This window comes from Terrirubrum flagellatum, assembly GCF_022059845.1.
GTDB lineage: Bacteria > Pseudomonadota > Alphaproteobacteria > Rhizobiales > Beijerinckiaceae > Terrirubrum > Terrirubrum flagellatum.
On sequence record NZ_CP091854.1, the window covers coordinates 16,210 to 37,015 of the forward strand.

Genomic DNA, 20,806 nt, shown 5'->3' on the forward strand with positions numbered 1-20,806 from the left:
TTCTTGCGCTGGGCCCCGGTCTTCATTCCGTTCGCTTCGCTCACTTCATGAAACCGGGGACGGAGACAGCTTCACCTCGAAACCTTGAAGCTGTCTCCGTCCCCGGAACGGTGCAGCGAAACGAAGTGGAGCGGAACCGTGTCCGGGGCCCAGCGGAAAAATCGCGAAGCGACAATATCTCTGGATTCCCGAACTGAAGTCGGAATCTCTCACACCACCAGATCTTTTTCCGGCACGGGCTCGCCGCGCGAGACGCAGAGCATGTTGTGGAAGATGCGCTTGATCGACGGCTCGAAAATATCGGCGGCGATGGCCGCGAGATGCGGCGTCACCACGAGATTGTCGAGCGGCTGAAGCAGCGGGCTGTCTGACGGAAGCGGCTCCGTCTCGAACACGTCCATCGCTGCGGCTGTGATGACCTTGTTCTTCAGCGCCCAAATCAGATCCTCTTCCACGACGATGCCGCCGCGCGCCACATTCACCAGCACGGCGGTTTTCTTCATCGTCTGCAGCGACGTCTTGTTGATCAGGTTCGCGGTCTGATCGGTCAGCGGGCAGTTGAGCGAGACGAGATCTGAGCGCGAGAGAATGTCGGCGACGCTGGCCCAGGTCGCGTTCAATTCCTGCTCTTCCTCAGCCTTCAGGCGCGAGCGCTTGTTGTAGAGCACGGTGCAGCCGAAGCCGCGCAGGATGCGCGCCAGCGCTTGCCCGATGGCGCCAAAGCCGATGATGCCGACTGTCTTGCCGCTGAGGAGAAAGGTCTTGTTCGGCAGGCCGGCGGGGCCGCGCCATTCGCCGGTCTTCAGCACGGCGTTGCCATGGGCGATGCCGCGCAGCGCCGCGAAAGCGAGGCCGAGCGCGAACTCCGCCACCGGCACCGCATTGCTGCCCGTGGTGCGCGCGATTTTCACGCCAAGCTCTTTCGCGGTCTTGAGATCGATATTGTCGACGCCGACGCCCCATTTGTGCACCAGCTTCAGTTTCTTGCCGGCGCGCAGCACGTCGCCGCTGACGGCGACCTGCCCGGCGATCGCATAGTCGGCGTTCGCGATGATCTCCTTCATATGCTCGTCGCCGCGCGCGGTGCCGTGGGTGAAGACCATGCCTTCGGGCACATAGGGCCTGATTTCGTTCGCCCGCGTTTCGGGCATCATATCGAGCATCACAACGGTTTCGGTCATTTCAGTCTCTTGCTTCAGATCAGATATTGAAGGTCACGCCCGGCCGCGCGAGGCCGCCTGATATGGCGACCGGCGTGCCGTCGGCGCGCCAGCAGGCGGCGCCTGTCAGCGTCTCATCATCGTTGAAACCGATCGCATTCATGCCGCCGGCGATGCGGCCCGAGCGCACGATGCGATGGCCGCGCGCGGTCAGCTCATTCGCGACGCTGTCCGGAATCGCATGTTCCAGTTCGAGCACGCCGCCCTCGGTCCAGACGCGCGGCGCTTCGACCGCTTCCTGCAGCGACATGCCGTGATCGATGACATTGACGATCGCCTGCATCGCCGAGGGGAAGATGCGCAGCGCGCCTGGCAAGCCCAGCGCAAAGGCGATCTTGCCTTTCTTCAACGCCATCATCGGCGCCATGGAGGTGAAGACGCGCTTGCCTGGCGCGATCGACAAAGCGCGGCCGGGATGCGGATCGAAGTTATACATGTAGTTGTTGGCGATCATGCCCGTGCCGGGCACCTGCACGCAGGCGCCGAACAGCCCGTTGATCGTCTGCGTCGCCGAGACGACATTGCCTGAGGAGTCGGCGACGGTGACGTGAGTGGTGTTGAAGGATTCGCCGCGCTCGACGCCGGCGCTCCAGCTCTGTGCGCGCCTGAAATCGATCAGCGCGCGACGCTCGTCGGCATAGGTTTTCGAGATCAGTCGATCGACCGGAACCTTGACGAAGGCAGGATCGGCCGTCGCCGCGGCGCGATCGGCGAAGGCGATCTTCAAAGCTTCGGCCAGCAGATGAATCGCATCCGTCGAGCCGAAGCCCATGCCGCGCACGTCATAGGCTTCGAGGATGTTGAGCATCTGGACGATATGCACGCCCGATGAAGACGGCGGCGGCGGTCCCAGAATTTCAAAGCCGCGATAGGTTCCGCGCACGGCCTCGCGCTCGATCACGCGATAGGCGTCGAGATCGGCCTGCGTGATGAGGCCGCCGCTTTTCGCCATGTGCGAGGTCAGCGCCTCGCCGAGCGCGCCCTTGTAGAGCGCGGCGGCGCCTTTCTCCGCGATCAGTTTGAGGCTCTGCGCGTAATCGGATTGAATGAGACGCGCGCCGGCTTCGATCGGCGCGCCGCCGGGCAGGAACATTTTCGCGAGACCGGAATCCTTCGCAAGATCGGCGGCGCAATCGCGCACGCAGGCGGAGAGATAGGGCGTCACGACATAGCCGCGCTCGGCGTAGCGGATCGCAGGCGCGATCACGTCGGCGAGCGGCAGCGTGCCGAAACGCTGAAGCGACTCGCACCAGCCGGCGAGATTCGCAGGAGAGGCGATCGCCTTGATCCCGACGACATTCTCTCGGTCGCGCGTGTCGCGCATCGTCGCGAGATCATCCGACAGGCATTCATACATATCGGCACGCGCCGCCAGCGGCGCCGGGCTCATATTGTCGAGGATGTGATGGGCGCCATTGGCGAGGCGGATATGCTGGATGCCGCCGCCGAGCACGCCGACCATCATCGGCTCGACGACAGTGAGCGTGAACAGGGCCGCGATCGCCGCATCGATGGCGTTGCCGCCGCCGAGCATGATTTCGGCGCCGGCGGCGGAGGCGAGAGGATGGTTGGTGACGACCATCCCCTTTGAGCCGATCGCCGGCTTCTTCTCCAACGTGAAATTCGCGACGCGCGGGGGAGGCGACGCGCTCATGTCACGACGCCGCCTTCATCGCTTCGAGCACCATCTTGGTCGCGCCGGAGATGTCGCCGAGCTTCTCGCCCGCCTTCACGCGGTCCTGCGTTTTCTCGCCGCGCTCCTGCCGCGCGATGGCGGCGTCGGCGATCGCCTCGGCTTCGTCAGGCGGCAGCACGAGCACGCCCGATTCATCGGCGATGATGACGTCGCCGGCCTTCACCGTCACGTTGCCGCAGGAGATTGGCAGGTTGAGCGTGCCGCCGAGATTGTAGAGGCGCGTCGTGATCGGCGACATGCCGCGGCACCACATCGGGAAATCAGAGTCCTGAATTTCCGTAAGATCGGTGCAGGGGCCATCGACGATTCCGCCTGCGGCGCCGGCGGCTTTCGCAGCCACGGTGACGCCGCCGCCCCAGCAGGCATGCTTGTCGTCGCCAAGGCGGTCGACGACGAGAATGTCGCCCGGCCGCAAGAGGCCGAGCGTGTGATGCAGCAGCGTCGAATCCTGTCCGGGGATTGCGAGCGTCACCGCGGGGCCGGCGATGCGGCGACGCGGCAGCAGCGGCTGGATGCGCCGGTCCATGAAGCCCCAATGCTGGGAGTGGCCGACAGTCGCGGTCTCCACTTTCAGGAGCTTCGTGACCAAAGCGGCGCTGAGCTGCGCCGGCATCGGCTCGATGCGATAATCAGGCATGGCGTGTCCTTAATCGTTGTTGAGAAGGCTGCGGCTTACGCCGGGACCTTCTCCGAAAAATGCTTCACGAACCGCGCGCAGATTTCGGTGAGCTGTTCGGTGAGCGCGGCGCCGGTTTCCTTCGAGCACAGGCGCGGATCGCCCTTGCCAACGCCCGCCCAGTAAACATCGTCATATTCGTTCGGCATGCCGACTTCCGCGCCTTCAAAATTCGCAGCGCCGAGCTGCATGAAAGGCAGGTCAAGCACGGGATCCCGCTTCAAGGGCTTCGCCTCGGGAATGAGATCGGGGCGCATCAGCTCGGGGAACAGATGCATGCCGATGCTGGAGAGCGGATCGGCGCCATGGCCCGACACCTTCACCGACTTTTCCGCGCCGACGATCTTGGGCAGGAGCCCGTAGCCGATGCGCCAGAGATAGAGGCTCGGAATCAGCCGGCCTTCATGGCGATAGAGTTCACGCGTCACTTCGGCGATCGGTCCGACATTGCCGCCATGGCCGTTGATGATGATGAGGCGATTGAGGCCGTGGCGCTCAAGCGACTCGAACATGTCGACGAGGACGCTGGTCAGCGTCGCCTGCGAGATGGCGATGCCGCCAGGCATCTGCCCGAAATAATCAGCGCCACCGAAGGGCAGCACGGGCGCAACCACCGTGCGCACGCCGTTCGCAGTGGCGCGCAGCGCGGCAAGCTCGGCGATCTTCTCGGCGAGGAGATAATCGCCCATGGGCGCATGCGGTCCCTGATCCTCATGGCTGCCCATGGGCAGCAGCACGATCGGATTCTGCTTGTAGAGCTCGCGCCCTTCGCCGCCGGTCAGCGTGCCCATATGGACTTTCGGATTGGTGTGAGCGGCCATGACGAGGCTCCTTTGAAAACGCCCGATAGAAGAGGCGAGGGAATCAGCCGATCTCTTCGGCTCTGATGCAGGCGACGCGTCGCGCGTCGCCGAACGGCCTGAGCTCCGGCGCCGTTTCCGCGCAACGCGCGACCGCATGGGCGCAGCGCGTGCGGAAGACGCAGCCGGAAGGCGGGTTGGACGGGCTCGGCGGATCGCCGGCGAGCAGAATGCGCTTCGCACGCTGGGCGCGATGGAGACGCGGCGTCGCTGAGATCAGCGCGCGCGTGTAGGGATGCGCCGGCGCGGAGAAAATCTCCTCGGCCGGACCTTCCTCCATCACGCGGCCGAGATACATCACGATGACGCGGTGGCAGAGATAGCGCACGATCGAGAGGTCGTGGCTGATGAACAGCATCGCGAGTCCCAACTCGCTGCGGAGATCGGCCATCAACTGCACGATCTGCGCCTGGATCGAAACATCGAGCGCGCTGACCGGCTCGTCGGCGACGATGAAGTCGGGGCCTGTCGAGAGCGCGCGCGCGATGCCGATGCGCTGGCGCTGGCCGCCAGAGAATTCATGCGGGAAGCGCTGCGCATGGGCGGGATCGAGACCGACCTTCTCCAGCAATTCGCTCACGCGCGTCTTGCGGTCGCGCTGTGGCACGACGCCGTGAATTGCGAGCCCGTCCTCAATCTGCGCGCCGACGCGACGGCGCGGATCGAGGCTGCCGAACGGGTCCTGAAACACGATCTGCATGCGGCGGCGCTGGCGACGCAGCTCGGCGCGCGACAAGGCTTCGAGCGGCTTGCCGTCGAAACGCACGGAGCCTTCAGTCGCAGGCGTGAGGCCGAGCATCAGCCGTCCGAGCGTGCTCTTGCCCGATCCGGATTCGCCGACGACGCCGACCGTTTCGCCGCGCGCGACATCGGCGTCGACGGCGCGCACCGCCTGCAGCGTGCGGCCGCGCGTGAACATGCCGCCGATGGCGTAGCTCTTGGAGACGGATTTCGCTTCGACGAGCGGCTGCGCGGCGGACACAAGATCGCTCATGCGGCGGCGTCCTTCGCGAGCGTCAATTCATTCCAGCGGATGCAGCGCGTGCGGCGACCGGGCTGCGCCTGCGTCAGCGGAACCGGCGCCGCAGAGCAGGCGGGAATCGCATGGGCGCAGCGCGGCGCGAAACGGCAGCCCACGGGAAACGCATGCGGCTGCGGCACGACGCCGGGAATGCCGGCGAGCGTCTCGCCGCTCTCGGGAGACGCGGCCAGCAGCGCGCTGGTGTAGGGATGCAGCGGCTCGCGGAAGACGTCATCGACAAGGCCTTCCTCGACCACTTGCCCGGCGTACATCACGGTGACGCGATCCGCGATCTCGGCGACGACGCTGAGACTGTGGGTGATGAAGATCAGCGCCGTGCCGGTCTCGCGTTTCAACTCCATCAGCAGATCGAGAATCTGCGCCTGCACGGTGACGTCGAGCGCGGTCGTCGGCTCGTCGGCGATCAACAAAGCGGGACGGTTCGCCAGCGCCATGGCGATCATCACGCGCTGCTTCATGCCGCCCGACATCTCGTGCGGATAATTGCCGAGGCGCCTTTCGGGGTCGGCGATGCCGACGCGCTTGAACAATGACAGCGCCTCCGCGCGCGCCGCGTCGCGCGACATTTCGCGATGGGCGAGAATCGCTTCGACCACCTGATCGCCGGCGCGATGCACGGGATTGAGGCTCGACATCGGGTCCTGGAAGATCATCGCGATCGCGCCGCCGCGCAGTTTGCGCATCTCGGGCTCGCTCAATCGCAGCAGATTGGACTCGCCGAACCATGCCGAGCCTGAAACCGGCCGCGCCACGGGCGGCAGAAGCCCCATCGCCGCGAGCGCGGTCAGCGATTTGCCGGAGCCGCTTTCGCCGACGATCGCCAGCGTCTCGCCCGATTTCACGGAGAGGCTGATCTCCTCCACCGGCTTGATGCGCCCGCGCGGCGTGTCGACTTCGATCGTGAGATCATTGACCGCGAGCGTCGCGCCTTCGCTGCGCGCCGGCGGCGCAAGCCCCGGCAGGATGCGATCGATGAGGCGAAGCTTCGGCCGCGCCGCCGGCGTGCGCGGATCGACCGCGTCGCGCAGCGCGTCGCACAGGATGTTCATCGCGAGGATGGTCAGCGTCAGCGCCGCGCAGGGCCAGACGAGCAGCATCGGCGCCTGCTCCATGGTGGCGCGTGCGCCGCGGATCATCAGGCCCCATGACGGCGCCGGCGGAACGACGCCGAGACCGAGGAAGGAGAGGCCGCTTTCGAGCACCACGGCGGCGGCGACCGCGAGCGAGAGCTGCACGAGCACGGGGCCGGCGATGTTCGGCAGCAGCGTGCGCAACAGGATGCGTCCCGTCGGCGCGCCAAGCGCGCGCACCGCCTCGACATAATCGTGACTGCGCGCCGACAGCGCTTCAGCGTAGGCGACGCGCACGAAGCCGGGGAGATAGAGCACGGAGAGAACGAGGATCAGCGTGCCGGCGCCGGGGCCAAGGAGCGTGACCACGAGCAACGCCAGCAGCACGGGAGGAAAGCAGAGAATGATGTCCATGCTGCGCACGGCGAGCAGTTCGCCGAGCCCGCGAAACCAGCCGCCGAGAAGACCGAGCGCGGTTCCCGCGACGCCGGCGATGATCGAGGAGGCGAAGGCGACGGCGAGACTCGTGCGCGCCCCCCAGATCAAGCGCGAGAGCACGTCGCGCCCGAATTCGTCGCGCCCGAGCCATGATCCCGGCTGCGAGCCGGACAATCTGCGCGCCACATCCTGCTTCACGGGATCGGCGAGGCCGAGGAGCGGCGCCGCGATCGCGACGAGGATGATGAGGGCGACGAAGGCGCCTGGCGCCCACAGCTTCTTCATGACGCGCGCACCCGGGGATCGAGCACGGCGTAGAGAATATCCATGATCAGGTTGATGAGCAGGAACAGGCCGGAGATCGTCAGCACGATGCCGACCACCATGGGATAATCGCGCGCTTCGACCGCGCGCAGCAGCGGCGTCGAAAGTCCGGGCCAGTTGAAGACATATTCGACGAGCACAGTGCCGCCGAGCAGCGTGCCCATCTGCAGGCCGAGCACAGTCAGCACCGGCGTCAACGCATTGCGCAGCACATGCCGCACAAGCACGCGGGTGGGCGACAATCCCTTGGCGCGCGCGGTGCGTACGAAATCGCGCGACAAAGCATCGAGCACGGAGGCGCGCGTCATGCGGAAGACGATCGCGGCCAGGCCCTTCGCGATCGCGACGGCGGGAAGCGCGAGCAAGGTGAAATGCTGCGTCGCGTTCTGCGCGATCGGGGTGTAGCCGCCGGCCGGCATCAATCGCAATGTCTGCGCGAGCAAGAGCACCAGCAGCGTGCCGAGCACGAACACGGGAACCGCGAGCAGAAACGCCGCCGTCGCCGAGGCGATGCGATCGAACGCGCCGCCGCGATGCAGCGCCGCATAGGCGCCGCCGGGCACGCCGATCAGCACGGCGATGATCGTCCCCGCGAAGATGAGTTCAAGCGTGCGCGGCAGGCGCAGCGCGATCTCGCTGGTCACGGGATAATCATCGACCAACGAATTGCCGAGATCGCCGCGCGTCAGACCGGTGAGAAACGAGACATATTGATCGAGCAGCGGCCGTTCGAGGCCGAGCTTCTCGCGCAATTCCGCCACCGCCGTCGGATCGGCGGAGACGCCGCCGGTCGACAGCAGCAACTCGGCCGGATCGCCCGGCACGAGATGCAACGCCATGAAGACGATCGTCGCGACGATCCAGGCCAGCGCTATGGAGACGAGAACGCGCCGGATGAGCCAGCGCGTCATCCGAACGACGTCTCCTCAAGCGTGCCGCCTGATGAAGTCGTGAGCGCGCCGGGCAGGTTGGAGAAGCCCTTGACGCTCTTGTCCATGCCGAAGCCCTGCTCGCGCCAGGCAAGCCCCGCCATCGGAACCTCTTCGAGCGCCGCGCGCTGCATATCCTTGTAGATCGCCACGCGCTTTGCGAGATCGAATTCGGCGCGGCCGCGATCCATCAGCTCCTTGGTGCGCGGCGCGCTCAAGCCAAAGGATCGCGAATAGTTCGCGGGTTGCGAGGTATCGAGATAGGGCGTCAGCCCATCGGGATCGTTGCTGTCGCCAGAGAGGCCGTGGATCGCGAGATCATATTGTCCGCGGCCGCCCATATTCACGCGCGTCGGCCAGTCCGGCAGTTTGAGCTCGCACTGGATGCCGACCGCGGCGAGATATTGCTGCGTCACTTCGGCGGTGTCCTTGTGCATGCCGTACTGCGCCGTCGCCAGCATCGTCGCCTGAATGCCGTTGGCGTAGCCCGCTTCCGCCAGCAGCGCCTTGGCGCGCGCCGGATCATAGTTCCAGCCCTGGGCGAGTTTTTCATCGAACCAGGGCGTGCCCGGCGTGATCGGAATTCCTTCGAGCGGTTTGCCGCGGCCGAAGAAGGCGGCTTTCACGATGTCGTCGCGCTTCACCGCATGCGCGACGGCGCGGCGGACGCGCGGATCGTTGAAGGGCGGTTTCGACGCGTTGAAGAGCACGCACATGAACGGGCCCTCGACCGTGTCGAGCTTCAGTCGCGGCTCCTTCTCGATGGCGGCCATGGATTGCCACGGGACATATTCGATGATGTCGACGTCGCCCGACATCAGCGCGGCCTGCCGCAGATTGTCGTCGGCATAGACGACGAACTTGATGCCCTTCAGCTTGGGGAAGCCGGGCTTGTAGAATTTATCGAAGGGCGCGAGCTCAATCGAAGTGCCGCGCTCCTGCGCTGCGATGCGGAACGGACCGCAGCCGATCGGCTCATTCGCCGTCGATTTCCGCGAGAGAACGAATGTGTTGTAGTTCGCAAACCAGGTCGGAAGCGTTGCGAGCGGCTCCTTCGTGACGAGACGAACCGTTTGCGGATCCGGAATTTCGACCGCCGAAATGCTCTGGAACGGCGCGCGCATATAGGCGGTCGATTTTTCGCCGCCGATCTGCTCGATCGACCATTTCACATCTTCGGCCGTGACCGGGTCGCCATTATGGAAGACCGCGCCCTGGCGCAGCTTGAACACCCATGCGCCCTTTTCGTCGATCGACCATGACGTCGCGAGTTCGCCGCGCAGCTGGCCCTTGGAATCATATGCCACGAGGCTGCGGTGAATCAGCAGCTTCACCGTGCCCGCGGCGGCGCCGGTGCTGACCCAGGGCTGGAGATTGGGCGGAAAGGCGGAGAGGCCGTAGCGGAGGATTCCGGCGGAGCGCTGCGCTCGGCCGGGGATCGACAGAAACGGCACAGCGGCGGCGCCTTGCACAAGCGCCCTTCGCGAGATCATCATCGAACTCATCCCCTCGGAGCCTGCTGAACCTCGTGCGCCGGGATCATAGGCCCGCGCAGGAGAAAGACAATCTCCGCGCCTTAAGCAACCCGCACGCCACGCGCGGCGCGGAGGCGCAATGCTGCATTGCGCTTCGCGGGATGCGCCGTTTCAAAAACCGGAACGGGGTGAAGAGTTCAGAGCGCCACTATGTCGAAATTCATCGTTGCGCTGGCGCGGGAGGCTGGGCCTGCATGATGGCTCAGCCGCCCCGACGGAAGAGTCGCGCAAGATGCGAGTCCGGAGCTGGCGGTCCGCGCGGCGGCGCCACGCTTCTTCCAGCTCGCAGACAGGGCGAGGCCGGAGCGCGATCAGGCAGCGCGCCGGGCCATGATGTCGCGCCGGCGCTGGGCGACCATGACGCCGCGCTGGCCCGGATTGAGCAGCCAGACATTCGCGATCCTGATCGCCTCCGAGCGATCCGATGCGTTGATGCGATCTCCCCGGCGGATCAACAGTGGCGCGCCGTCGGGAACGGAGGTGGGGTTGTCGATGAATTCGTTGTCCATCCAGATCATCGGCCAGAGATTGGCCGCGCCGAAATAGGATTGCGCGAGGCTCATGAGAGTTTCGTGCTTGAGCTTGGTGTGCTTCTTCACGAAGCGGACCTGGCTGAAGTCGGTTTCGACATCGCTGAAGCCGTCGCGGGCGGCGCCAGTCTGGAAGGCAGTCATGGTTTTCGCTCCTCAATCCGCGTGACCTCTCGTCAGCGGCATGAGGGAATTAGCGAGCGGCTCGGCGGGCGAATGTTCCCAAGGGAACAGGCCTGATGAAATCGACTAAGCCCTTCGTCTAAGTTCCATAAATCGCGTTATGCGAATTCCCGTTTGCGCTTCGGCTCGGGTTTTGCAGAAGTCGCCGTTCGCGCGCCGTCTGCCGCCGCCAGGAAGGATTTTCGGGATGACTGACCTTTGCGATCTCTCCGCCGTCGATGCGCGCGCGCTGATCGGGGCGAAGCGCCTCTCGCCGGTCGAGCTTGTCGAAAGCTGCATCCGTCGCATCGAGGCTGTCGATCCCGCGATCAACGCCATGGTGGCGCGCGATTTCGACGGCGCGCGCGCCGCGGCGCGTCTGAGCGAAGCGCAGGTGATGAAGGGCGAAACGCTAGGCCCACTGCACGGCCTTCCGCTTGGCGTAAAGGATCTCATCGACGCCAGCGGCCTGCCGACCACCTATGGCAGCCCGCTCTTCGCCGACAATGTTGCGACAGACGATACAGGCGCGGTGGCGTCGCTGCGCAAGGCGGGCGCGCTCGTCATCGGCAAGACCAACACGCCGGAATGGGGCGCGGGCGCCAACACCCGCAACGTCGTCTATGGCGCGACCGGCAATCCCTTCGATCCCACGCGCTCAGCGGCGGGGTCATCGGGCGGATCGGCGGCGGCGCTGGCGGCCGGCATGGTCCCGATCGCGACCGGCTCCGACACCGGCGGCTCGCTGCGCAACCCCGCCGGTTTCTGTGGCGTGGTCGGCTTCCGCCCGACGCCGGGGCTGGTGCCCGGCGAGAAGCGCGACATGGCGTGGATCCAGCTCTCGACACTCGGTCCGATGGCGCGCACCGTCGCCGATGCGGCGCTCATGCTGTCGGCGATGGCCTCGCAGGACGCGCGCGATCCCCTGAGCCCGGCCATCTCAGGCGCGCCGCGCGATTTCTCCATGTACGCCGCGCTGCGCGCCGCCGATCTCTCGCGATTGCGGGTGGCGTCGACGCCCGATTTCGGCTTCGCGCCAACGGAAAAACTGATCGCGGACACGCTGAAGGAAAAGGTCGGCCTCTTCGGCTCGCTGTTTGCCAAACTCGATGAAGCGACGCCGGACTGTTCGGGCGCGGACGAAGCCTTCGAGGTGTTGCGCGCGGTTCTCTTCCTCGGCCGTCACCGCAAGCTCATGAATGAGCGGCCCGAGATGTTCGGCCCGAACGTGCGCGCGAATATCGAGGAAGGGCTGCGCTATTCGGCCGCTAACGTCGCCGACGCCTTCGCGTTGCAGACCGCGCTTTATCGGCGCTGGCAGGAATTCTTCACGCGCTACGATATTCTGCTCGCGCCCTCGGTGACGATCAGCCCGCGCCCGTGGCGCGAGCTTTATCCCACCGAGATCGACGGCAAGCCGACGCGCACTTACTTCCATTGGCTCGCGCTTGCCTACGCCGTCACGCTCGCCGGCCATCCCACGCTCTCGCTGCCGGTCGGGCTCGACAAGGCCGGCATGCCGTTCGGATTGCAGATCATCGGTCCGCGCGGCGGCGACGCGCAGGTGCTCTCCGTCGCGCTGGCGCTGGAGCGCGAATTCACCGGCGACAACAGGCTGGCGCGGCCCCTGCCCTCGATCGAAAAACTCACTGCGGCGCAGCCGATTTCGGCGATGGAGGGATTCAAGGATTTTGGCTGATGCCGCGCGGGGCGAAAGCTTAGGAGCCTGATCGCCCCTTCGCCTCGCGCTGATAGACGTTGAAGATCGCCTTGCCGATCAGCGATGTCTCCGCCGCCGCGCAGCTGGCATAGACGTTAGCGCGCGCCGATTGAATCGCGCCGTCCTGCGGCGACGCAGCGCTGGCGAATTCGACGAGATGCGCCGCCAGCCTTGTGCGGCCTTCTTTCGCCAGCTCCGCGGCGCGCGCGGCGAGCTTTTCTGCTCCGCCGACAAGAGCGCTGATTTCCGCCGCCAGTTCCGAGGTCGAAGCCGGTTTCAAATGCGCGGGATTGCCGTCGAACCAGCCGGCGTAGAGATGCCAGACGCCGCGCGCGACGAATTCGGGATCATCATATTTCGGCAGGAGCCAGGGCTTCTTCAGAAGCTCTGTTGGCGCGGCGACGGAGTGCAACAGGTCATCCAGCGTGCCGCCCCGGTTCATCACCTCGAGCGCTTGTCGCGTGAGACTCTCCAGGGCCTCGGCGCCATCGCCGAAAAGCTGCGTCACGCGCGCTTCGCCTGAGACGGCTGGCCCATGGCCCGGAATCAAAATCTCCGGTTTCAGCGCCTGCATGCGGCGCAGCGTTTCCGCCCATTCCGGCGCGTAACGCTGGACCTTGCGCGGATTGCCTGCGTTCGGAAACACCCAAATCACGAAATCGCCGCTTGCGAGCACGCGCTGCTCGGGCAGCCAGATGAAGGTCTGGTCGTCGGTCTCGCCGCGCCCATGCGTCAGCTCGATCCGCACGCCGCCAATCATCAGTGTTTTTGTATCGTCATAGACCTCGTCGGGCCGGCGATGGCCGTCAGGAAAGACGTAAGCAGGCTCGTTGAATTGACGCCCCATGACGATGCTGTTGAGCCGATGCGTCGCGTCGTAGCGATCGAAACGATAGAGCACGTTGCGATGGGCGATGATGCGCGGACGCGGAACGCCGCGAGCGTCCGCTTCCTGATCGATGAGCCGCGCCCCCCAGGTGTGATCGATATGGCCATGCGTATAGATGACGGTGTGGATCGGGCTCTCGCTCCAGCGGCGGAGAACAGCGAGCGTCTGGCTCGCAGTCTCGCGGCTGCCTGAATCCACCAGCACGATCCCCTCGCTGGTGCGGATCGCGGTGACGTTGCCGAAGAAATAGCTGGTATGGATGGCGACGATATTATCGGCGATCGTTTTCGCCACGCCGCCTTTCACGGCCGCGGTCCAGTCCTCCATCGGCGCCGCGCCGCTCCACAGCCGCTCGAAGAGTTCATCCTGTTCCATTCTGTCTCCGGCGGTTCGATCCCGATTGCCGCGATCCTAGCATGGCCTGCGCCCGCGGCCGCGATTGAGGATAGGTCTCCTGCCAGCATTGTGTCAGGAGAAGAGCTTGCGGGCGCAGCAGCCGCGTTCCCGTCAACGAGTCCATGAAAGATGCGTCGCGCCGACAGGCTTTTCGAGATCGTCCAGTTTCTGCGCCGCAGGAAGGTTGCGCGCGCGTCCGACATCGCCCGCGCGCTGAAGGTTTCCGAGCGCACGGTCTATCGCGACATCAGGGATATGATTGCGCGCGGCGTGCCGATCGATGGCGAGGCCGGCGTCGGCTATCTCCTGCGGCCGGGCTTCGATCTGCCGCCGCTGATGTTCAACGAGCAGCAGATCGAGGCGCTGGTGCTCGGCGCGCGCATCGTCCAGTCCTGGGCCGATCCGGAACTGGCCGCTGCGGCCGCCGATGTGATCGCCAAGGTGCGCGACGTGTTGCCCGACGCGCGCCGCCATCACGTCGACAGCCTGACGCTCTGGGCGCCCGACAGGCATCATCAGGAGCCAATCACGATCGATCAGGCGGCCTTGCGCGCCGCGATGCGCGAACAGCGCAAGATCGAGATTTGCTATCGCGATCTCGAGGAGCGCGAGTCCCGTCGCAAAGTGCGGCCGCTCATCATGGCGTTCTACGGCCCGGTCTGGCTGCTGACAGGCTGGTGCGAAGTCCGCCACGGCTTCCGCGTCTTCCGGCTCGACCGCATCACCGAGATGATGGTGTTGGAGGAGCGATTCGAGTCCGAGCCCGGCAAGACCGCGCAGGATTTCCTGGAGCAGGATCGGCGCGAGTGAGAACAGGTGAGCGATAGAAACGCTTGCTATAGCTCATTATTCCTCTAAATTTGAGCTACAGAAGCGCTGCCTGTCGCCGAGGGCGCTCTTTGAATTCGCGACCCGCTCGGACAATGCTAGGGATCGCGTGGCGCCTCGCGACTAGCCCGGAAGAGCTCCACAAAAGCGCCGAGTTCGCCGCCATCCAAATCGGAGACGGCCCAATAGGTCACGTCATCGTCAGTCCATCTGACAATGTTGTATCCGTTTGCGCTGATGCGTTTGGCGGTCGCCGGCGCGCCCTTTTGCGCCATGATCTCAGTCACACTGATGACGTGCTCCCGGCGTCGATAGACGATCGTTGGAACCGGCGCGCGATCGACGACATCCACTCTGCCGCCAGCGAGCGAAAAGCCGGCGCTTGATAGATCAATCACGCGCGGCGCTTGAGGGATGCGCCCGGCGAACCAGGGTTTAATCGTGTGCGAGTTGGCCGAAGCGACATCGATCGGTTGCGGAGCCATTAACCCGCGAATATGTGCGGCGACGATAGCCTCCGCAGGCGCGTCGAGCTGGTTTGCATCCAACAAAAGCCAGGTCGAGCCGCCGGCGAGACTGGCCGTGAGAACAATGGAGGCCGCAAGCGCCCAAAATGGGAATCGTCGCTCGGCTCTGCGCAATCCGACGTCACGCGCGATGCGCGCGCGCAAGGCCGGCGAAGGCGCTTCGCCCCGGCCTCGCGCGCGCAGCAAGCTGCGCAGCGCCTGGATTTGTTCGCTCTCCGCAGCCAGCCTCGGATCGGCCGCAAGACGCCGCTCAAATTCGAGCGCGCTCACCGGATCAAGTTCGCCGTCCAGATAGGCGTGAAGGCGCAGGGTTTGATCGTCCGGGGGAGGCGGGTTGGACGACGGGCTCATGGCGCAGCCTTGCTCAGCACTTCGACCAAACGATTCCGGGCGCGCGCGAGGCGCGACATGACCGTTCCGATTGGAGTTCCAGTCACCTCGGCAATCTCGCGATAGCTCAGACCTTCGATATCGCGCAAAATCAGAGGTTCGCGGAACAGAGGCGGCAGAGCTTGAATTGCCTCTTCCAAGCGAAGCTCGTCGGATTTGACGATCAGCGCCGTTTCCGGCGTCTGCTCGGAGGGCCCCCGGGGCTGGAGATTCTCAATTTCCTCAAGGTTGTCGACAGTGACGAGGGCCGTCGGCTTATTCTTACGCAGCCAGCGATAAGCGGTGTGATGCACGATGGTCAGCAGATAGGCGCGCCCGTTAGAGACCACGGTGTTAGCAAGCGCCCGGAACGCCTGCAGACAAGCTTCCTGCACAATGTCTTCCGCGTCGGCGCGATTTCCCGAAAGTGAGCGCGCGAGCGAATAAGCATCGGGAAGATAAGGCAAAACGACCTGCGTGAAACGCTCTCTGGCGACCTCTTCGCGAGCCGAGCGTCCAGAGTCGCCTCGATGCACCGCGCCACCCCTCGTGACTGCGCCGTCGACGTCGCGGCCGGCCGGTTGGACGTCCAATGCAGAAGCATTGCCTGCCGCGATGCAGATCGCAAGCGGGGAGGGCGGCGGCGGCGGACGCGCAGCGAGAACGGACGGTCCGATTTGCGTCAGTTGCATGCTGATAAGGAGGCGCCGACCTCAAATTTTATTCCCGCCATCGGGAATAAGTTTCGCGCCAAAGACTCTGGATGAATGACGGCTCAGTTACTTGAGACGGCTTGGGCACAATGTCGCCGGACGGTCCGAGAGCGTGCTGGCGATGTCGATAAGTTCGGCTGGCCAATAGCTGCGGCCAAATTTTTAATTGGGGGGATCATGGCGACGCTTATTTCCTCAGTTGGGTTCGGGCAACGAAACTTCATTAACGACGTCAAGTTGGTCCAATCGCTTTTGAATTTCGCGCCCCCTGAACGAGGTGGGCCCGCAAAGGCTCTGCGCGTGGATGGTTTATTCGGAACGTTCACTGACCGGGCGGTCCGAGGATTCCAATCAAGTCAGCTTGGCTTTGATGATGGAGTGATTGATCCAGACGGCCCCACGCTCGGCCAGTTGCTTTCGTTTTTCTCTGAAATCCCGAAACAAGCCGCAAAGATTTTCGCATCGTTGTTAGTGTTCACAACCGGAGCAACAGTGTCGCGTCTCAAGATACTAAATGCATCTGGATTATCAGCTACTCTGGGGGCATTGGCGTTGCAGGGTCAAACACTTGAGATTGGCGACGGATTTTCGCGATCCAAAAAGTTTCAAATGCAAGGGGTAGGACTCGGCTTGAGTTGGCCGCCTGTTAAATTTCGGGGCCTTCCGATTTCAGATATTTTGCCCAGCGTGCAAATCCCGATCGGGAGCTTTCCGTCAGCTCCGCCGGCCAACCTGCTAATCCCAAAAGGAAAACCTGACGCCACTTTCGAAACCTTGCAAGGGCTAGGCGTCACAATGGATGCCGGCGTGTCGTTGGGTGTGTCCGCATCGATGACGTTCGTCTTTTTCAACGTCCTCGGTGGAAACTTGCAGGAGACGCTTACCGCGATGGCTCAGCAATTCCCTCTGCCAGGGATTCCGTCGCTTGATTTTGTGGCAAAACTCTTCGCAGCGTCCTCGGCGGCCGGCGTTGCGGCCGGAACTTCCGTAACTGCGGGCGTGCCTGGCGTGAGCGTGACGGGCCAGGAAGTCGCCATTCGAGATTCCCGCACCCCAATACTCCCCATTCTGACGCCGGGCCCTTTGGTTAAGCCTGCAATCAGCTCGAACTTCTTTCTGAGACGGTAGGCATTGCAACCTCGCTAACCGCCGTTGAGCAACGAGAAAGATTTCGAGCCGGCAGCCTCATCTTCTTGGCGCCGTCTTTCTTGCGCTTCTTCAGTTCGCGTTTGGCTGACCTGCCACGGGCAATTTCCATCAGGTGGAGTTAGAGTCTGGCCTGACGAAGGACGGACAGACGAAGCGAGCCGGGTTCACGGAAGAGCAAATTATTGCGGTTTTGGAGGAGCATGAGGCTGGGGCGAAGACCGCTGATCTCGCGCGCAAGCATGGGATTTCGGAGGCGACGCTTGACAATTGGAAGGCCAAATACAGTGGCATGGATGTTTCTGAGGCGAAGCGGCTGAAGCAGTTTGAAAGAGGAGAACGCCAAGCTGAAGAAGCTGTTGGCCGAGTAGATGCTGGACGCAGCCGCTCTTCGCGAGCTTGTATAAAAAATGGTTGGGCCCGCCGTCACCAGAACAGGCGAACTGCGGCATACGCGCTACCGCCTGAAACTGGACTGAAGCCGAGGCCGATCCTCACTGGCCGCGCGCCTGCTTTCTGCCCCATAATCGGCCGTGGAGCCGGAAAATGGCCGAGCGCTCCCTTTCCTCATGGAAGGTGTATTTTCCTATCAGCGGCCATCTGTGGGCCCTGGAGAGGCCATCCAGCGCCGGTCCGCTGAATCTCCGGGCGGTTCTGGCAACACTGGTGCGCAATTAATGCGCTTGCTGAATTTATAGGCTTCTATAATACGCATATCGCATGAATGGTCCTCTGGATCCCCGGCAGCTCGAAGCCTTCAGCGCGGTCGTCGCGACCGGCGGGGTGACCGCCGCGGCCCAGATGCTTGGCCGCTCCCAGCCGGCGGTGACGCGCCAGATCCAGGAGCTCGAGACCACGCTGGGCTTCTCCCTGCTGGAGCGCACCGGCCGCGGCGTGACGCCGACCGAACGCGGCCGGCGTTTCCATATCGAGGTCGAGCGCCATCTCGCCGGCCTGCAGCGGCTGAGTGATCGCGCCGGCGCGATCCTCGCCGGCGCCGGGGCCTCGCTGGAAATCGCGGCCATTCCCGCTTTCGCCGCCGGCCTGATTTCGGAAGCTGTCGCGCATATGCCGGCCGCTGGCGACATCGCGGTGCATCTGCGCGCCGTTGGCGGCGAAGAGGTCGTCGATCTCGTTCTCGATCGCATCAGCGATCTCGGCTTGTGCAGCCTGCCGCTGCGCAGCGCCGGCCTCGATGTGCATTGGGCCGTCGAAGCCGATTGCGTCGCCGTGCTGCGCACCGATGATCCGCTGGCGCGCGAAAAAATCGTGCCGCTGCAGGCGCTCGCCGGGCGGAGATTGATCACCACGGCCAATCCCTATCGCCAGCGTCGCCATGTCGATGAGGCTCTGCGCGCGGCAGGGCTTTCGCGACAGACGCCGCTCGACACCAATACGTCGTTCAGCGCCATCGGCGCCGTGCGCGCGGGCCTTGGCGTTGCGCTGATCGAGCCGCTGACGCCCGCCGGCGCGCCTGTTGAAGGTCTCGTCACGCGCGCGATCGATGTGTCCCTGCCTTTCCGCTATGGCGCGATCATGCGCGCGGGATCGCCGCCATCGCAATTGATTCAGGAGTTGATCGGCGCCCTGCCAGGCTTTCTTGGCGAACGCGTGCCGGGACTTCGCAAGATCGAGATCGCGCGCGACGAACTCGTGGCTGAAGATTCTCCGCCGCTGGAGGCTTCGGCATGAGCGCTGATCCCATCGGTCTTGACGCGCATGAAGCGGCGCTCGCGCGCGAGATGTCGCTGCTCAATCTGCCGCCGAAGACCTGGCTGACGCCGCGCGCGGGCGTTCATGACGTGGTGATCGTCGGCGGCGGCGTGTCAGGCCTCTGCGCCGCGGCGGCGCTGAGGTTCCTTGGCGTCGAAAATGTCACCGTGCTCGATCGCGCGCCGGAGGGTCGCGAAGGTCCGTGGATCACCTATGCGCGCATGCGCACCTTGCGCACGCAGAAGGAGATCACCGGTCCCGCGCTCGGCGTGCCCGCGCTGACTCCGCGCGCCTGGTTCGAGGCGCAATTTGGCGCCGAAGCCTGGGCGAAACTCGACCGCATGCCGCGGCCGATGTGGATGGATTACATGAACTGGTATCGCCGCGTTCTGGCGCTGCCTGTTCAGAATAATGCCGATGTCGCAGGCGTTTCCCTGCGTGATGACGGCCTGATCGAGATTGCGCTGAGGGATACGCACGAACTGCTGCTGGCCCGCCGCGTCGTGCTCGCGACAGGCCTCGACGGCCTCGGCGAACCCGTTGCGCCGCGCGTGGCTCACACGGTCGATCGCCGCTTCTGGGCGCATTCCTCCGACGATATCGATTTCGCCGTGCTCAGAGGCAAGCGCATCGGCGTGATCGGCGCCGGCGCGTCCGCGATGGATAATGCGGCGACGGCGCTGGAAGCCGGCGCCGCATCCGTCGACATGCTCATTCGCCGCAAGGAAATGCCGCGCGTCGACAAGTTCAGCGGCGTCGGCAGCCGCGGCATGGCGCATGGTTTTCTTGGTTTGCCGCCTGATGTGAAGTGGGACGTGTTCCGCATGGGGCAGAAGGCGCAATTGCCGGCGCCGCGCCACAGCGTGCAGCGCGTTTCTCAGCATCCCAATGCGCGCTTTCATTTCGGCAGTCCGATTCTCTCATTGCAGGAGCGTGACGGCGCGCTCGACGTGACGACTGCGAAGGGCGTTCATCGCCTCGACTTCCTGATCTTCGCGACCGGCTTCTCGATTGATCTCGCAGCGCGTCCCGAACTCGCGACGCTTGCGCCCCATGTCAGGCTCTGGCGTGACAGTTTTACGCCGCTCACCGGCGAGGAAGACGAAATGCTGGCTGCTTCGCCCGATCTCGGCCCGGCGTTCGAATTTCGGGAGAAGATTCCCGGCGCCTGTCCCGGTCTTAACAGCATCTTCGCCTTCAATTACGCCGCGGTGCTGAGCCATGGAAAGCTGACGAGCGGCATCCCCTCGATCAGCGATGGCGCGCAGCGTCTGGCGCAGGGCATCGCGCGCGGCCTCTTCGTTGAGGATCGCAGCGAATTCGTCGCGCGCTTCGCGAATTACGACACGCCGGAGCTTCTCGGCGACGAATGGACCGATGCCGACGCGTCGCCGCAAAAGAGCGAATTCTCCCATGCCTGACGCGCCGACGCTGCAGATCTTCTACGGAATTTCGAGTCCTTGGGCCTATTTCGGGGCCGAGCGCGCTTACGCCATCGCGCGCAAGCATGGCGCTCGCCTCGAACTCAGGCCTATTCGCGTCATCGAAGCCAATGGGGGCATTCCGCTGCGCACGCGGGCGCAGCCGCGTCAGGATTATCATGCGCTGGAGCTCGCGCGCTGGCGCGACTTTCTCGGCATGCCGCTCAATCTCGCGCCGCGCTTCTATCCCTGCCGCACCATCGAGATCGCGGCGAAGGCCGTCATCGCGGCGCAGCGCGCCGGGCTCGATGCGCCAGGCTTCTCTTTCGCCGTGCAGCGCGCGCTGTGGGCCGAGGAGCGCGACATCGCCGATGTGGCGACGCTGAAGGAGATCGCCCGCGCGACGATGGGCGAAGAAGGCGTTGCGCTGGTGCGCGATCCGCAGCTTCCCGAAATCACCGCGGAATGGCAGGGCAATCTCGCCGAGGCTGAGCGCATCGGGATTTTCGGCACGCCGACCTATGTGGTGCGCGGCGAACTCTTCTGGGGGCAGGACCGACTCGATTTCGTCGATCGCGCGCTCGCCAAAGCAAGCTGAGACA

Annotated in this window: 18 protein-coding genes and 1 pseudogene; 7 read left to right on the forward strand and 12 right to left on the reverse strand. The window is 64.5% G+C overall.

All coding sequences use genetic code 11. The annotated features are described in order from the left end of the window. Positions 1-209: 209 nt before the first annotated feature. The 9 genes from L8F45_RS29865 to L8F45_RS29905 all read right to left on the reverse strand — a co-directional run bounded on the left by L8F45_RS29865 (position 210) and on the right by L8F45_RS29905 (position 10,464). Positions 210-1,181 (reverse strand): NAD(P)-dependent oxidoreductase, encoded by a 972-nt coding sequence (locus tag L8F45_RS29865; RefSeq protein WP_342364322.1) that lies wholly within the window; start codon positions 1,179-1,181, stop codon positions 210-212. 19 nt (positions 1,182-1,200) lie between these two features. After that, the gene (ggt, locus tag L8F45_RS29870) at positions 1,201-2,874 is read right to left on the reverse strand and encodes a gamma-glutamyltransferase (RefSeq protein ID WP_342364323.1); all 1,674 of its coding nucleotides are present in this window, start codon (positions 2,872-2,874) and stop codon (positions 1,201-1,203) included. A 1-nt stretch (position 2,875) separates the two neighbouring features. Then, complete coding sequence (locus L8F45_RS29875; RefSeq protein WP_342364324.1) at positions 2,876-3,553, reverse strand: RraA family protein; 678 nt, start codon at positions 3,551-3,553, stop codon at positions 2,876-2,878. Positions 3,554-3,588: 35 nt separating this feature from the next. Beyond that, positions 3,589-4,413, reverse strand: coding sequence for a creatininase family protein (locus L8F45_RS29880; RefSeq protein WP_342364325.1), 825 nt, complete (start codon positions 4,411-4,413; stop codon positions 3,589-3,591). Between the two features lie 43 nt (positions 4,414-4,456). Then, positions 4,457-5,446 carry an ABC transporter ATP-binding protein gene (locus tag L8F45_RS29885; RefSeq protein ID WP_342364326.1) on the reverse strand — a complete coding sequence of 330 codons (990 nt, stop codon included), beginning with the start codon at positions 5,444-5,446 and terminating at the stop codon, positions 4,457-4,459. Next, a complete protein-coding gene (locus tag L8F45_RS29890; RefSeq protein WP_342364327.1) occupies positions 5,443-7,287 on the reverse strand; it encodes a dipeptide/oligopeptide/nickel ABC transporter permease/ATP-binding protein in 1,845 nt (614 codons plus the stop codon). Before L8F45_RS29890 ends, L8F45_RS29885 begins: the two co-directional genes overlap by 4 nt. Next, on the reverse strand, positions 7,284-8,237 hold the full coding sequence (locus tag L8F45_RS29895) for an ABC transporter permease (RefSeq protein ID WP_342364328.1): 954 nt from the start codon (positions 8,235-8,237) through the stop codon (positions 7,284-7,286). The genes L8F45_RS29890 and L8F45_RS29895 overlap by 4 nt, the downstream gene beginning before the upstream one ends. After that, positions 8,234-9,751 carry an ABC transporter substrate-binding protein gene (locus L8F45_RS29900; RefSeq protein ID WP_342364329.1) on the reverse strand — a complete coding sequence of 506 codons (1,518 nt, stop codon included), beginning with the start codon at positions 9,749-9,751 and terminating at the stop codon, positions 8,234-8,236. The genes L8F45_RS29895 and L8F45_RS29900 overlap by 4 nt, the downstream gene beginning before the upstream one ends. Before the next feature lie 350 nt (positions 9,752-10,101). Further along, positions 10,102-10,464, reverse strand: coding sequence for a hypothetical protein (locus L8F45_RS29905; protein ID WP_342364330.1), 363 nt, complete (start codon positions 10,462-10,464; stop codon positions 10,102-10,104). A gap of 226 nt (positions 10,465-10,690) precedes the next feature. Here L8F45_RS29905 and L8F45_RS29910 point away from each other — a divergent pair, with 226 nt between their 5' ends. Continuing rightward, positions 10,691-12,181 carry an amidase gene (locus tag L8F45_RS29910; protein WP_342364331.1) on the forward strand — a complete coding sequence of 497 codons (1,491 nt, stop codon included), beginning with the start codon at positions 10,691-10,693 and terminating at the stop codon, positions 12,179-12,181. A 19-nt stretch (positions 12,182-12,200) separates the two neighbouring features. Here L8F45_RS29910 and L8F45_RS29915 read toward each other — a convergent pair whose 3' ends face one another. After that, positions 12,201-13,466: an alkyl sulfatase dimerization domain-containing protein gene (locus L8F45_RS29915; RefSeq protein WP_342364332.1), complete on the reverse strand. Its 1,266-nt coding sequence runs from the start codon at positions 13,464-13,466 to the stop codon at positions 12,201-12,203. Between the two features lie 150 nt (positions 13,467-13,616). Here L8F45_RS29915 and L8F45_RS29920 point away from each other — a divergent pair, with 150 nt between their 5' ends. After that, complete coding sequence (locus L8F45_RS29920) at positions 13,617-14,297, forward strand: helix-turn-helix transcriptional regulator (RefSeq protein WP_342364333.1); 681 nt, start codon at positions 13,617-13,619, stop codon at positions 14,295-14,297. Positions 14,298-14,413: 116 nt separating this feature from the next. Here L8F45_RS29920 and L8F45_RS29925 read toward each other — a convergent pair whose 3' ends face one another. Further along, positions 14,414-15,193: an anti-sigma factor family protein gene (locus tag L8F45_RS29925; protein ID WP_342364334.1), complete on the reverse strand. Its 780-nt coding sequence runs from the start codon at positions 15,191-15,193 to the stop codon at positions 14,414-14,416. Further along, positions 15,190-15,903, reverse strand: coding sequence for a sigma-70 family RNA polymerase sigma factor (locus tag L8F45_RS29930; RefSeq protein ID WP_342364335.1), 714 nt, complete (start codon positions 15,901-15,903; stop codon positions 15,190-15,192). Before L8F45_RS29930 ends, L8F45_RS29925 begins: the two co-directional genes overlap by 4 nt. 198 nt (positions 15,904-16,101) lie before the next feature. Between L8F45_RS29930 and L8F45_RS29935 the strand changes: the two genes are divergently transcribed. The 5 genes and pseudogenes from L8F45_RS29935 (at position 16,102) to L8F45_RS29955 (ending at position 20,802) form a co-directional block, all read left to right on the forward strand. After that, on the forward strand, positions 16,102-17,052 hold the full coding sequence (locus tag L8F45_RS29935) for a peptidoglycan-binding domain-containing protein (RefSeq protein ID WP_342364336.1): 951 nt from the start codon (positions 16,102-16,104) through the stop codon (positions 17,050-17,052). 151 nt (positions 17,053-17,203) lie between these two features. Further along, positions 17,204-17,438: pseudogene (locus L8F45_RS29940) on the forward strand (transposase); the annotation flags it as partial. A gap of 352 nt (positions 17,439-17,790) precedes the next feature. Then, complete coding sequence (locus L8F45_RS29945; RefSeq protein ID WP_342364337.1) at positions 17,791-18,762, forward strand: LysR family transcriptional regulator; 972 nt, start codon at positions 17,791-17,793, stop codon at positions 18,760-18,762. Further along, positions 18,759-20,204, forward strand: coding sequence for an NAD(P)-binding domain-containing protein (locus L8F45_RS29950; RefSeq protein WP_342364338.1), 1,446 nt, complete (start codon positions 18,759-18,761; stop codon positions 20,202-20,204). The genes L8F45_RS29945 and L8F45_RS29950 overlap by 4 nt, the downstream gene beginning before the upstream one ends. Then, a complete protein-coding gene (locus tag L8F45_RS29955; protein WP_342364339.1) occupies positions 20,197-20,802 on the forward strand; it encodes a 2-hydroxychromene-2-carboxylate isomerase in 606 nt (201 codons plus the stop codon). The genes L8F45_RS29950 and L8F45_RS29955 overlap by 8 nt, the downstream gene beginning before the upstream one ends. The last annotated feature ends 4 nt before the right edge of the window (positions 20,803-20,806 follow it).

Excerpts from the sequence above, each read along its gene's own strand:
- L8F45_RS29890 (WP_342364327.1), bottom strand. The coding sequence starts at position 7,287 with ATGAAGAAGCTGTGGGCGCCAGGCGCCTTCGTCGCCCTCATCATCCTC.
- L8F45_RS29930 (WP_342364335.1), bottom strand. The coding sequence starts at position 15,903 with ATGCAACTGACGCAAATCGGACCGTCCGTTCTCGCTGCGCGTCCGCCG.
- L8F45_RS29920 (WP_342364333.1), top strand. The coding sequence starts at position 13,617 with ATGCGTCGCGCCGACAGGCTTTTCGAGATCGTCCAGTTTCTGCGCCGC.
- L8F45_RS29915 (WP_342364332.1), bottom strand. The coding sequence starts at position 13,466 with ATGGAACAGGATGAACTCTTCGAGCGGCTGTGGAGCGGCGCGGCGCCG.
- L8F45_RS29905 (WP_342364330.1), bottom strand. The coding sequence starts at position 10,464 with ATGACTGCCTTCCAGACTGGCGCCGCCCGCGACGGCTTCAGCGATGTC.
- L8F45_RS29880 (WP_342364325.1), bottom strand. The coding sequence starts at position 4,413 with ATGGCCGCTCACACCAATCCGAAAGTCCATATGGGCACGCTGACCGGC.
- L8F45_RS29945 (WP_342364337.1), top strand. The coding sequence starts at position 17,791 with ATGAATGGTCCTCTGGATCCCCGGCAGCTCGAAGCCTTCAGCGCGGTC.
- L8F45_RS29950 (WP_342364338.1), top strand. The coding sequence starts at position 18,759 with ATGAGCGCTGATCCCATCGGTCTTGACGCGCATGAAGCGGCGCTCGCG.
- ggt (WP_342364323.1), bottom strand. The coding sequence starts at position 2,874 with ATGAGCGCGTCGCCTCCCCCGCGCGTCGCGAATTTCACGTTGGAGAAG.
- L8F45_RS29875 (WP_342364324.1), bottom strand. The coding sequence starts at position 3,553 with ATGCCTGATTATCGCATCGAGCCGATGCCGGCGCAGCTCAGCGCCGCT.
- L8F45_RS29925 (WP_342364334.1), bottom strand. The coding sequence starts at position 15,193 with ATGAGCCCGTCGTCCAACCCGCCTCCCCCGGACGATCAAACCCTGCGC.
- L8F45_RS29885 (WP_342364326.1), bottom strand. The coding sequence starts at position 5,446 with ATGAGCGATCTTGTGTCCGCCGCGCAGCCGCTCGTCGAAGCGAAATCC.
- L8F45_RS29895 (WP_342364328.1), bottom strand. The coding sequence starts at position 8,237 with ATGACGCGCTGGCTCATCCGGCGCGTTCTCGTCTCCATAGCGCTGGCC.
- L8F45_RS29900 (WP_342364329.1), bottom strand. The coding sequence starts at position 9,751 with ATGATGATCTCGCGAAGGGCGCTTGTGCAAGGCGCCGCCGCTGTGCCG.
- L8F45_RS29955 (WP_342364339.1), top strand. The coding sequence starts at position 20,197 with ATGCCTGACGCGCCGACGCTGCAGATCTTCTACGGAATTTCGAGTCCT.
- L8F45_RS29865 (WP_342364322.1), bottom strand. The coding sequence starts at position 1,181 with ATGACCGAAACCGTTGTGATGCTCGATATGATGCCCGAAACGCGGGCG.
- L8F45_RS29910 (WP_342364331.1), top strand. The coding sequence starts at position 10,691 with ATGACTGACCTTTGCGATCTCTCCGCCGTCGATGCGCGCGCGCTGATC.
- L8F45_RS29935 (WP_342364336.1), top strand. The coding sequence starts at position 16,102 with ATGGCGACGCTTATTTCCTCAGTTGGGTTCGGGCAACGAAACTTCATT.